This is a genomic window from Limnobacter sp. 130, assembly GCF_902506325.1.
Taxonomy (GTDB): domain Bacteria; phylum Pseudomonadota; class Gammaproteobacteria; order Burkholderiales; family Burkholderiaceae_B; genus Limnobacter.
In genome coordinates this window covers 1-12,056 of sequence record NZ_LR732331.1, presented here as the reverse complement: position 1 = coordinate 12,056, position 12,056 = coordinate 1, and the positions used below count along the sequence as shown (strand labels likewise).

General features: G+C 55.8%; 8 protein-coding genes, 1 other RNA gene and 1 pseudogene. 4 read left to right on the top strand and 6 right to left on the bottom strand.

Annotated elements, in window-relative coordinates; all coding sequences use genetic code 11:
• Positions 1–5 precede the first annotated feature (5 nt).
• From recR to FRIGORI9N_RS12855, 6 genes are all read right to left on the bottom strand, one after another.
• Positions 6–641, bottom strand: a complete 636-nt coding sequence (recR, locus tag FRIGORI9N_RS12880; RefSeq protein WP_159571912.1) for a recombination mediator RecR — start codon at positions 639–641, stop codon at positions 6–8.
• A 9-nt stretch (positions 642–650) separates the two neighbouring features.
• Positions 651–977: a YbaB/EbfC family nucleoid-associated protein gene (locus FRIGORI9N_RS12875; RefSeq protein ID WP_040512993.1), complete on the bottom strand. Its 327-nt coding sequence runs from the start codon at positions 975–977 to the stop codon at positions 651–653.
• A gap of 22 nt (positions 978–999) precedes the next feature.
• Positions 1,000–2,814 (bottom strand): DNA polymerase III subunit gamma/tau, encoded by a 1,815-nt coding sequence (gene dnaX, locus FRIGORI9N_RS12870; RefSeq protein ID WP_159571909.1) that lies wholly within the window; start codon positions 2,812–2,814, stop codon positions 1,000–1,002.
• Between the two features lie 35 nt (positions 2,815–2,849).
• An RNA gene (ffs, locus tag FRIGORI9N_RS12865) (signal recognition particle sRNA small type) lies at positions 2,850–2,946 on the bottom strand.
• Positions 2,947–2,956: 10 nt separating this feature from the next.
• Positions 2,957–6,184 carry an exodeoxyribonuclease V subunit beta gene (locus FRIGORI9N_RS12860; RefSeq protein ID WP_159571906.1) on the bottom strand — a complete coding sequence of 1,076 codons (3,228 nt, stop codon included), beginning with the start codon at positions 6,182–6,184 and terminating at the stop codon, positions 2,957–2,959.
• Positions 6,177–8,693, bottom strand: coding sequence for a PD-(D/E)XK nuclease family protein (locus tag FRIGORI9N_RS12855; protein ID WP_159571903.1), 2,517 nt, complete (start codon positions 8,691–8,693; stop codon positions 6,177–6,179). Before FRIGORI9N_RS12855 ends, FRIGORI9N_RS12860 begins: the two co-directional genes overlap by 8 nt.
• 155 nt (positions 8,694–8,848) lie before the next feature.
• On the opposite strand from FRIGORI9N_RS12855, the gene trxA reads away from it, so the two are divergent.
• The 4 genes and pseudogenes from trxA to FRIGORI9N_RS12835 form a co-directional block, all read left to right on the top strand.
• Positions 8,849–9,178 (top strand): thioredoxin TrxA, encoded by a 330-nt coding sequence (gene trxA, locus FRIGORI9N_RS12850; protein ID WP_159571900.1) that lies wholly within the window; start codon positions 8,849–8,851, stop codon positions 9,176–9,178.
• A 122-nt stretch (positions 9,179–9,300) separates the two neighbouring features.
• Complete coding sequence (rho, locus tag FRIGORI9N_RS12845) at positions 9,301–10,557, top strand: transcription termination factor Rho (RefSeq protein WP_008250210.1); 1,257 nt, start codon at positions 9,301–9,303, stop codon at positions 10,555–10,557.
• A gap of 97 nt (positions 10,558–10,654) precedes the next feature.
• The gene (locus FRIGORI9N_RS12840; RefSeq protein ID WP_159571897.1) at positions 10,655–11,248 is read left to right on the top strand and encodes a LemA family protein; all 594 of its coding nucleotides are present in this window, start codon (positions 10,655–10,657) and stop codon (positions 11,246–11,248) included.
• Positions 11,248–12,056, top strand: a pseudogene (locus tag FRIGORI9N_RS12835) (YgcG family protein); the annotation flags it as partial. The gene FRIGORI9N_RS12840 and the pseudogene FRIGORI9N_RS12835, both read left to right, overlap by 1 nt.

Here is a 12,056-nt window from a genome sequence, read left to right as displayed (position 1 = left end):
CAGCGTCAGTCGGAGTCAGTGCCCAACTGGCGGCGGTCCAACAGGGCCCGTGCCACAGTGCTGGGGTCGGTGTATTCAAGTTCGCCCCCAATGGGCACGCCACGGGCAAGGCGGCTCACCTTCAATGCCATGCGGCGAATGCGGTCGGTGAGAAATACAGCCGTGGCCTCGCCTTCATTGGTGAAGTTGGTGGCCAAAATCACTTCTTTCACTTCGCTGTCGTCCAGGCGCTGGCTCAGCTTGGGCCAATCCAGCGACTCAGGGCGCACACCATCGAGCGGCGAAGCGCGCCCCATGAGCACGTAGTAGTAACCACGGTAAGTTTGAGTGGCCTCAATGGCGGCCAAATCGGCAGGTGTTTCAACCACGCACAGCAAGCCGGGGTTGCGACGCGTGTCGCTGCAAATACTGCACACATCAGCATGGCAAAAGTTGTTGCACATGCTGCAGTGGCGAATTTCCGCCACCGCCTTCAACAACGATTCGCCCAAAGCCGTGGCGGCCTGGCGATCGTTTTGCAACAAATGAAAAGCCAGGCGTTGCGCCGACTTTGGCCCCACACCGGGCAAGCGCTTAAGCGCCTGCACCAGATCAACCAAGGGGTCGAGGCCATCGAAGGCGTCAAACGCGGAACGGCTCATGGGTGATAATTAAAATGGCATTTTGAAGCCGGGGGGCATGGGGAAGCCAGCTGTGACCGATGACATTTTCTCAGTCATGGTTGCTTCGGCTTTGCGCACGGCGTCGTTAAACGCGGCGGCCACCAGGTCTTCCAGCATGTCTTTGTCTTCGCCCAACAGCGAGGGGTCAATGGTAATGCGCTTGCAATCGTGCTTGCAGGTCATCACCACTTTCACCATGCCACCACCGGATTGGCCTTCCACTTCCAAAGCACCAATCTCGGCCTGCATCTTGGCCATTTTTTCCTGCATTTGCTGGGCTTGTTTCATCAAGCCGGCCAGTTGGCCTTTCATCATGTTCATATTGAATTCTCTCCTGTCAAATATCGGCTGGGCCTGTGTTGCTCAGCGTGCGTTCTGAACCTGAGACCACCGTTGCGCCCATCAAGTTCTGTATGTCTTTCAAAAACGGGTCTTCCTGCAAGGCCTGTTTGGCCCCTTCCAGGGCCTGCCTGCGGGTTTCACTTTGCACCGCATGCGCAGTTTGCTGCGCTTCGCCGAACTGCATTTGTAAACGCACGGTGCTGCCATAGTACTGACCAAGCGCAGCTTCAAGCCGGGTCACCATGCTTGGTTCAGTGTATGCCTTGATGGCGGTGCGCAACACAATTTGCAGCACATCGCCGTCGCGGCCGGCCTCAACCAATTCAGCCTGCACCAGCGCTTGGCGGGTCAAGCCCTTGGCTGGCACTTCCTGTGAAACTTGTGGCCAGTTGGCCGCACTGGGCAAATCACCACTGGCCGATTGTGCATGCACAGCTGGCTGCGTTGGCGCTGGTGCGGCTGGCTTCGCCTGGGCCACCGGCAAATCATCGGCAGTGTCCCAAGGCGGTGACTCATCAAAATTATCAGGCAACGAAGGCGTGGGTGCAGGCGGCGGTGCTGGCCGAGTGGCCAACGGAACAGCTTGCGGCACTTCAGCCTTGACCGGCGCAACAGGCACCGGTTTGCTGACCGGCTGAACAGGCACACTCGCTTTGGGTGCTACCGGTGCGAACGCTTTTGCCGACGCTGGGGCTGCACTGCCCGCCACGGCCACTTGCCCACCCGGCTTGAAAGCCAGCATGCGCACCAAGGCCATGGAAAAACCAATTGCTTCCTCGGGGGCCAAATGCAATTCAGCGCGGGCGTGGGTGGCAATTTGGTAAATCAATTGCAGGTCTTCTGCACCGAAAGCACCTTGCAGGTTTTGCAGGGCTGCTTGGTCGGGGTCGTCTGCATCGAGCCCGCCCGCAAAATGCGCCACTGAAAGGCGATAGGCAATGGCAGCCAGTTCATCCAGAATGGCACCAAACGGCGCACTCGCGGTGGCCAAGGCATTGCTCAATTCCAGCAGGGCTTTGCCATCGCCTTGGGCCAAAGCTTGCAGCAACTGGTGCACCACCTGCTGGTCGACTGCGCCCAGCATGGTGCGCACTGTTTCCTCGCCCACATGGCCTGCGCTGTAGGCAATGGCCTGGTCCGTTAGCGACAGGGCATCGCGCACACTGCCGCGCGCTGCCTTCGCAAGCAGGCGCAGGGCACCGGGCTCGAAAGCAATTTGTTCAGCAGTCAGAATGTGTGCAAGGTGGTCCGCCAGCTGGTCAGGTGGCAATTGGCGCAAGGCGAATTGCAGGCAACGCGACAACACGGTGGCCGGGATTTTTTGCGGATCGGTGGTGGCCAAAATAAACAACACATGGCCCGGCGGTTCTTCCAGCGTTTTCAGCATGGCATTGAAGGCGCTGGTGGACAGCATGTGCACCTCGTCAATGACATACACCTTGTAGCGGCCCGCAGTGGGTGCATACATGGCGTTTTCCAGCAGTGCACGCATTTCATCCACGCGCGTGTTGGTGGCCGCATCCACTTCCAGCAAATCGACAAAGCGCCCCTGGCTGATTTCAACGCAGGCCTGGCATTTGCCACAAGGCGTACGGCTGATGCCTTGTTCGCAGTTCACGGCACGCGCCAGAATTCGGGCGATGGTGGTTTTACCCACCCCGCGGGTGCCGGTGAACAAATAAGCGTGATGCAGGCGTTGATTGTCTAGCGCATGGGAAAGCGCTTTGACCACATGGGCTTGACCCACCAGCGAATCAAAGTCTCGCGGTCGCCATTTTCGAGCCAAAGCCTGGGAAACTGTTTGATTCATTCAGATTGGGTCCAAGAGTTGGGTCCAACAAAGTAAGAGGCGAGCCAGAACCCCGGCACTGACTTCACGGTTGTGGCTGCTTCCTTCCGGACCTGACCAAGTTGGCCGCTACGCCATGCGGGGAGGCCCGCCAAACTGAATTCTACACCGAAGTCAGCCAGTGAACTTCGCCGTGCCGGTCAATCAGTGCAGCTTGTGTGGGGGCTGGCTTGGCACCCTTGTTCAAGGTTTGATCAACTAAACCCACGTATTCAAGCACTTGTTGGGTGTAACCCGGCAAATTGCCGGGGTTGACCGCCCATTTGTAATCCAGAACCAGAAACCGATCGGGCAATTCAAGCACCCGGTCGGCCCGCAAAGCGCGCCCATCGCCCAGCACCCATTCCAGTTCATTGAACACGCGGTTGTTGCTGGCACCCGCAGCGTGTAACCACGACTGCAGATCAGCTTTGTTCACCAGCTGGCGGCAAGCCTGTTGCACATCCTGCACTTCATCGTGCTGCAAGGGTTTGAACACCGCCTCGCAACGCACTTGCACTTTTGCCCACCAGTCGCCGAACTCCACAACAGCCAGCTCATCGACCCACTCCAGCGCTGCATGCCAGGCGGTGCCCTTGCGTAACTCGGGCGTTGTAAGGCGTGGCACCACCTTGCCCACCGGCGTACTCAGGGCCTTCAGCACCGGAAACTGCGGGCGAACCCACGTTGCAGGCGGATCGAACAAACCAGTTAGTTCAATTTGAGCAGGACCATGCGCGGGCGACTCCGGCTGCGGCCAGGTGTCGTGCACGCGCGTGGCAAAAGGCAGCAGGCGCTCATACCACCCCTTGGTGGCACCGCGCTTGTCGCTGCCACTTAAGTGAATGGAGAACCGCGCGCGCGTTAGCGCCACATACAACAAATGGTCTTCTTCATCGGCATAGGCCTGTTGTTCTATGACTTGCGCAGCGGCCCTGCCGGGGCTGGGGCTGCTCAAATTGCCCATCACAGTGACCGAGTTGGGATGAGATTCACCCAAGGCCCAATCAATGAGCAAACCCGCATTGCTGCCGCCCGGCCTGGGCGAGGAATTCGCGTCGAACAACCACACATGATCTGCCTCCAAACCTTTGGCAGAATGCACAGTCATGATGCGCAGTACATCGGGGTTGTTCGCTGCACCTTCGCTGTCTGAACTGGCATAGTCCCGCAGTTTTACAGCCTCATCAAATGCCTGCTGCACACTCGGAAAACGCCCTTTGTTCAAACCCAGCGCCCAGGCTTTCAGCCAATCCCAATGCTCGGCCATCATGACCCGCTGTCGGGGCGAAGCCGAATTCAAGTACTTTTCTGAAGCGTGTGTATCGGCCACCACCTTTGACAAGGTTTCGAACAAGGGCAAGGCACGCGCCATGTTCAACCAATTTGACAGTTGCGCATGCAGGGTCACCCATGGTTGCTCGTTTTGCTGGGCCAGAGTTTCAAGCGTGGCCCAAACAGTGTTGGCTTGCGTGGTTTTTCCCGCCTGAATCAATGCCTGAAACTGGGCTGAAGAAAGCCCGATCAGCGGACAACGCAGCAATTCCAACACATGCAAATTGACATGTGGATCATTCAAAAATCCCAATAGCGCAATCGTGTCCAACCACACTTGCGAGGTGTAACGCTCACCCTTGTCTTTGATGGTGTAAGCCAAACCCGCTTCACGCAAAGCAGCCATCAGGGGCACACCACTTTTGTGGGCGCGCACCAGCACCATCACCTCACTTAAATTGTTGATGCTGCCATTGCCCAGCCACTGTTGCAGGGTTTGCACCACACGCTTCGCTTCATCGGGGCCGCCGTCTTCTTTCAGCAATTTGGGGTAAATGTTCAAACCACTTAGCGACGAATCACTTGCCCCAGCCAAACTGGCATGGGTACGAAAGGCTGTTTGTCCGCGGGTTTGCCCCGGCTCAAACACAGTATTAACCACGTCAACCACCGCCTGCGCGCAACGCCGCGTGGTATCCGACTCGAGTGTTTTGGCTGCGAAGTTTTCAACCAGCCAAGTGCGAGCGTGGTTGAACAAACGCGCCTCTGCACGGCGAAAGCGGTAAATCGATTGCTTGGGGTCGCCCACCAAAAACACACTGGGTTTGTCATCGCCACTGTAGTCTTGCAACCAAAGCTTCAGAATGTTCCACTGCACGGGGTTGGTGTCTTGAAACTCGTCCACCAACAAATGACGAACGCGCGTGTCCAGTTTTTGTTGCATGTAGGCACGCTGCTCATCATTCATCAACATGGCCAATGCGGTAGCTTCAAGGTCATCGAAATCACACAAGCCCTGTTCCAGCTTGATCAACTTGTAGGTTTCAAAAAGCGGCTCGATCAATTGCGCCAATGCGGCTGTGGCCTGCATGTCGAGCTGGTCTTTTTCCAGCTGCAAGGCCTGCACGGTTTGCAGCGCCAAATCTTCCAGCGTTTGCACATATTCGGTGTCAACCACGCCGGCTTTCAACTGCCCGGCTGTGGGTTTGCTGAACGCTTTGCTGGGCTCATTTTTTGCGGTCAAACACACCGCTTTCAACTGCTCAAATGCGCTGGCAGCGTCGCCACCTTCCCGCAATTCAGTCAGCGCCTTTTCTATTTCCACAGCATTGCCCTGTTGCTTGGCTGTGCCCAAAGCCAGCCAGCGGGCGGCGGTGCCCCACTGCGCAAGGTAATGCTGGTTTTTCAAAACCTGCAGTGGCCAATCGTCACCCTCATCGATTCCAAACACGGTGTTCAAAGGTGGCGCAACGTTGTTGTGCAACCAAAGGCTGCAGGCCACGCGATTGGTCAACGCATGTTGCAGCACCTGGCGCACCACGGCGCGGTCCATTTGCGAGACCAAGGTATCGAAGGCGGGAAGCAAATCCGATTGTTGGTTCAGCAAGTTGACGGTGAACACATCAATGGCCTGGTCCATCCAGAACAGGGTTTGATCTGTGGGCTCGCTTTGCCGTGAAAAACCGCTGGCCAGCGGCGCCATTTGGCACAGCGATGCAAACCAGCCATGAAAGGTGTCTATGGTGACACCGCGGGAATTGGTCAGCACTTCGCCTGCCAGCGCACGCGCTTTTTTCAGGTTGGATTCAGTTGCGGGTGCGCCGCGTTCAATCAACAAGGCGCTCAGTTTGTCGTCACTGAACAAGGCGCATTCACGCAACAAGTCAAACAGGCGCTCTTGCATTTCCTGTGCGGCTTTGCGGGTAAAGGTAATTGCCAGAATCTGATCTGGTCGCGCTCCCTCGAGCAACAAGCGAAACAGGCGCGCGGTGAGCAACCAGGTTTTGCCACTGCCCGCACAGGCTTCAACCACAACACTGTTGGCGGGGTTACAGGCAGTGGCGGTGAAATTACTCATCTTCACCCTCCTCGCCCGCATCGCCACCATTGAATGCAGGGTGTGTTTCCGGCCGGCACACGCTGCGCACTGCGCAATATTCACAGGCATCGCCAGGGTTGGCCTGCCACACTGCCTGGCCTTCAAAAAATGAATTCAATTCCTGTGAAAGTTCACTGAGCAGCACATCGCCCCAGGATTCAAAACCTTGCTCTCGGTATTCATCGCTCAATGGCGGAAAACTGACCCAATCCACCTTGTCTTTGTGCAATCCCAAAAAATCGAGTTGCGCGCCCGGCTTATTCAACATGGCTTGGTAGGCGGGCAATTGCGGCTGGCTCAAGGGATCTGCCAACCGTTTTTTCAACACGGCTGGGTTGGTGAATTTGATGTCGGAAACGGCCAATGAATCACCCCGCATGTCGAGCCTGTCGACTCGACCTTTCAACGCAAGCGACGCGCCACCTGGTTGAAGAACCAGCTTGTGCTCTACCTTCTGCTCGGCACCCTTGAATTGCCAGCCCTGAATTTGACGTTCCATCAACTTGCCGGCAAGGCGCGGAACAATTTGATCAAAAAATTTCAGGAAGGGATAAACAGTGGCTTGCTGCGCCAACTCAAGGTTGTTCCAAACCAAGCGGGCCTGATCCAGCAAAGTTTGCTTCCAGGCCTGCAACTGGTTCACTGGCTGCCCTGGCAACACCATGTGTTGCGCCGTTTTTTCCAACACTTTGTGCACAAAAATACCGCGCAATTGTTCATAGCGCATGGCAGCCTCTTCGCGTTGCTGCGGCCAAGGCAGCGCATGCTTTAAACCAAAACGCAGGCGACAAGCGGCCCAATCGTCCAATGCGGTTACGCGAATTGAATCGGGCAGTGATCCCGCATTGCCCAAGGCCGTAATTTGCAGGGCCTGTTCCGCTTGTCTTTGCACTTCAATTTCAAGGTTGGCAGGTGTGCGGTGCCAGCTGCTCGACCAGTGTTGTTCAACACTGGCGCAATCGCGCAACACAATGTCAAGCCAAGTCAATTCGGGCAACAACATTTCAGGTTTGCCAGCCACCTGTGCACTGTGCAACAGGGTCACTTCGCTGCTGTGCAAAAGCAGTTCATAAAGCGCGGAAATTTTTTGAATGCGGGCCAGGCGTGGCCCTGGAAAACCCAGTTCCTGTGCCACGGCGGGTGGCAACAAACCAGGCGGACTTTCCTGAAAATGCGACTGCGCACAGCCCAACACCAACACGCGCTGAAATGGCCGCATGCGTGTACTCAGCAGCGGCACCATGCGCACCGGGCTTTCAATGTCGAGTGGGCGGAAACGCTGCGATTCGGCCCAACTGCGCCAGGCGGCCAAAAACTCCTTCGCATCAAATTCGGTTTCAGCAGGCACCTGTTGCATCAGGCCCAACACGGTCAGCAACTGCTGCCCTGCTTCATCGGGCTGCAATGCAAGGTCAAGGCCGTGTTTTTCAAACAAGGCTGCGAAAGCTGCAGCCCACTGCGCCAAGGTGTATCGGCTACCCGATTTGCCGAAAGCCCAGGGTTCCAAATGCTCAAGTGGCAGGCCGGTAAAGGGTTGGGTAACCGCCGTTAACTGCCCATGCTCAACAAATTGCTGCAACAGGTGGTCAAACCAGCCTGCCACGTTCGAGGTGGACAAACGCCAACCCGTGCGGTCGTCCACCAACACGCCAACATCGGCCAACAAACCCACCATGCGGCGCGCAGCCAATCGATCAAGCACGGCCACAGCTATTTCAGTGGTGGGGTCGGCGCGCAACCATTCCAGAATTTGATGGGCTGCTTGCTGAGCTTGCGTGGTTTCATCGGGCGCAACTTGTAACACCACCGGGTTGGGTTTTTCAGCAAAGCGACTGGCGCCCAAGGCTTGCCAGGGTTGGGGACCTTCAATGGCGGGCAATTTGAACACCTGCACCGGCACCCCGGGGTAAAACAACTCAAGCCAAAGGCCCGGCACGGTCTCGCCGTCGTCGAACCACACCACTTGAAGTGGCTGCCTGCCCATGGGCTCTGCCGGCTTGGGCAATAAATCCATCAATTCTGCTTGATAGGTTTGGGCCAGTGTGGCCACCACTTGCGCCTCTTCCCAGGCAAAAGTGTTGTGCTCTGCGTACTCGGCCAGCGCGTTTGTGTTGCGTTTTTGCACCAACACCTGTCGCAAGGCCAACTCCAGGTATTCCTGCGCCAAACCCCACAACTGCGAGGGCGATGAACCACCGCCCAACAAGGGTAATTCGCGCAACACCCCCACCAAATCGGCCTGCAAGGCCAACCACGGGCCCATGGCAGCGGGCTGGCTTAAACGGTCTGCTGTTTGCACCCAGGGCCCCAGTGCGGCAAGGCCGGCGTGGTGCTGCGCCCAACACCGCTTAAAGCTGCCCACCGTTTCAATACGGGGCATGACCCACAATACTTGCTGGGCATCCAGTTCCGATTGGGCCAGCCAATCGAATGCAAGCCCGAATGGTGTGGCTTGAAAAGGGTCAATGGAAATGATGTGTTGGGTCAAAACGCGTGTTTGGTTTGTGTTTCAGTTCGATTTCGCTGTACCATTCAGAATAGCATTTTCTTAAATGAAGAACTTTCATGGTCTGCGCGTGTGCTTTAATCACCCGGACACGCTTTGTGAACACCCCCAAAGCAATTACCCACTTGAGGATTTAAATGAGCAGTGACCTGATCAAACACGTCAGTGACGCATCTTTCGACAGCGATGTTTTGAGTACCGACGGCCCCGTGCTGGTGGATTACTGGGCTGAATGGTGTGGTCCTTGCAAAATGATTGCGCCCATTCTTGATGACCTGTCTTCGGAATACCAAGGCAAGTTGCAAATCGCCAAGCTGAATGTGGACGAGAATTCAGAAACACCCGCCAAGTACGGCATTCGCGGCATTCCAACCTTGATGTTGTTCAAGAATGGTGCCGTGGTAGCCACGAAAGTAGGCGCCTTGTCCAAATCCCAGTTGGCCGCTTTCATCGACAGTCACCTGTAATACAATATTGTTTAAACCGCCCGGCGTGTGCCGGGCTTGAAAACCCCTCACCGCAGCAAAACTCCCACCCTTTGTCAACCTGTTTACCTCGCGGCGTTCGCCACCTACACAAATAGCCAAACATGTATCTATCTGAACTAAAAACGCAACACGTCTCTGCCCTGCTTGAAGTGGCTGGTGGCCTTGAAATTGAAAACGCCAACCGCATGCGCAAACAGGAATTGATGTTCGCCATTCTGAAAAAACGCGCCAAAAACGGCGAGCAAATTTTCGGCGACGGCGTGCTGGAAGTGCTGCCTGACGGCTTCGGCTTCCTGCGCTCACCTGAAACATCTTACCTGGCCAGCCCGGACGACATTTATATTTCGCCCAGCCAGATTCGCCGCTTCAACCTGCACACTGGTGACAGCATTGAAGGCGAGGTTCGCACCCCCAAAGACGGCGAACGTTACTTTGCGCTGGTGAAAGTGGACAAGGTCAACGGCGAAGCGCCCGAGGCCAGCAAGCACAAAATTCTGTTTGAAAACCTGACTCCATTGCACCCGAACCAGCCCCTGAAGCTGGAACGCGACATGCGGGGCGAGGAAAACAACACTGGCCGTATCATCGACCTGGTGGCGCCAATCGGAAAAGGTCAGCGTGGCCTGCTGGTGGCACCGCCCAAGTCGGGTAAAACAGTCATGTTGCAGCACATTGCACATGCCATTACCGCCAACCACCCCGACATCACCTTGATCGTTTTGCTGATCGACGAGCGTCCCGAAGAAGTAACGGAAATGATGCGCTCAGTGCGCGGCGAAGTAATTGCCTCGACATTTGATGAACCAGCAACCCGCCACGTGCAAGTGGCAGAGATGGTCATTGAAAAGGCCAAACGCCTGGTTGAACACAAGCGCGACGTGGTCATTTTGCTCGACTCGATTACACGCTTGGCCCGTGCGTACAACACCGTGGTGCCTTCTTCTGGCAAGGTACTGACCGGTGGTGTAGACGCCAACGCCCTGCACCGCCCCAAGCGTTTCTTTGGCGCTGCCCGTAACATTGAGGAAGGTGGTTCACTGACCATCATCGCCACTGCACTGGTTGACACCGGCAGCCGCATGGATGAAGTGATTTACGAAGAATTCAAGGGCACCGGCAACATGGAAATTCACATGGAACGCCGCATGGCGGAAAAACGTGTGTACCCAGCCATCAACATCAACCGTTCTTCCACACGTCGCGAAGAACTGCTGATCAAGCCCGATTTGCTGCAAAAGATTTGGGTGTTGCGCCGCTTGCTGCACGACATGGACGAAATCGCTGCAATGGAATTCTTGATGGACAAGATTCGCCAGACCAAGAACAACGCAGAGTTTTTCGAGATGATGAAGAAGTAAATCAAATCTTCTTTTCAGACCAAAAAGCCCATGCTGCAGTTGCACCATGGGCTTTTTTAATTGCACAATCAGGCAACCCCCACCAAGGAGCGTTCACATGAATCGCGTTTTCTCTCTATTCACTTTAATGTTCACACTGCTACTCAGCGGCTGCGGTTACAACACCATTCAAAGCAACGATGAACAAGTCAAAGCGGCTTGGGCTGAAGTGTTGAACCAATACCAGCGCCGCGCCGACCTGGTACCCAATCTGGTGAATGTGGTGAAGGCTGAGGCCAACTTTGAGCAAGAAACCCTGACACAGGTCGTGGAGGCCCGCTCAAAAGCCACGTCCATTCAAGCCACTCCTGAATTGATCAACGACCCGGAAGCATTCAACAAATTCCAGCAGGCGCAAGGTGAACTCAGCGGTGCGTTGTCGCGCTTGTTGCTGATTACCGAGAACTACCCCAACCTGAAGGCCAATCAGGGCTTCAGGGATTTGCAAACACAGCTTGAGGGCACTGAAAACCGAATTACGGTGGCACGCAACCGCTACATTAAATCCGTTCAGGAATACAACATCACCGTGCGCTCGTTCCCCAACAACCTCACCGCGATGGTGATGGGTTATGCAGTAAAACCAAGCTTCACTGTTGAAAATGAAGCCGCTATTTCGAAGCCGCCCACTGTGGACTTCGGTACCAAGTGATGGTCGCTGTGCGCAATGCAATTGACCGGTTTTGGCTTTGTGGCTTGTTGGCGCTGGCACTCATTCCAGTGCCAGGCCTGCTGTGGGCACAAGAAGTACCAGTACCCCCATTAAGCGCCCAGGTCGTGGACACCACGGGCACCTTAAGCAGCGAGCAGCAAAGCGCACTGATTCAAAAACTACAGGCATTTGAAGCCAGCAAGGGCAGCCAGATTGCCGTGCTGCTGGTACCAACAACACAACCTGAAACGATTGAGCAATACGCCTTGCGTGTGGCCGAGAGTTGGAAAATTGGCCGCGAGAATATTGATGATGGGGCTATTTTGGTGGTGGCCCTGCAAGACCGTGCACTGCGTATCGAGGTAGGCTACGGGCTTGAAGGTGTGCTCACCGACCTCACGTCAAAACGCATTATTGACGAAATCATTGTTCCGCAATTTCGACAGGGCGACTTCGCGGGCGGCGTAACGGCTGGCGTAGACCAAATAATCAAGGTCATCGAAGGCGAGCCCTTGCCCGCCCCCGTTGCCACTGGCACAACGAGTTCCTCCAGCACCATTGAAGACATTGCACCACTTCTGTTCATGGGAACACTTTTCATTGGTGGATTTTTACGCAAGGCCGTTGGAAAATTGCCTGCTGCCTTGGCCACCGGTGGATTGGTATTTGTGGTGGCGTGGCTGTTTGCTGGTGCTGTTATTTTTTGCCGTGCTTGCCGCTGTGGTGGCAGCACTGCTGACATTGTTTGGTAATTCCGTGGGCGGCATTGGCGGCGGGCGTGGTGGATTCGGCGGTGGTGGCTTTGGCG